This window comes from Oleiphilus sp. HI0061 (assembly GCF_001635675.1).
Genome location: NZ_LWFE01000625.1, coordinates 1 through 273, shown reverse-complemented (window position 1 = coordinate 273; position 273 = coordinate 1). Strand labels below are relative to the sequence as shown.

Here is a 273-nt window from a genome sequence, read left to right as displayed (position 1 = left end):
CGTATTCTTTGCGGGCCGAGGTTGGTCGATGATTGAAGATAGATGCTAGTGATTTCTCGTCCAAGTTTTGATTTTTTAAACGAATAAATTCAGCTTCAATAATGTCTTCTTCTTTCCACTTGGCCCAGAACTTCTCCGGCGTGCCGCAGGTGGCATATAGACCTTCATGGCCATTCACGGCCAAGAGCAATTGGCTGTATGCAAATAAGTGCGGAATCTCTCCTTGGCCTTGATTTCGAATCTGTTGGGAGATCGCTTCATGGTTTGTAGATT

The 273-nt window shown here is 44.7% G+C and carries 1 protein-coding gene; it reads right to left on the bottom strand.

Features of this window, described 5'->3' with window-relative positions:
• Positions 1–273 (bottom strand): hypothetical protein (locus A3735_RS30530; RefSeq protein ID WP_197485757.1); only part of this gene is annotated, 273 nt, incomplete at both ends.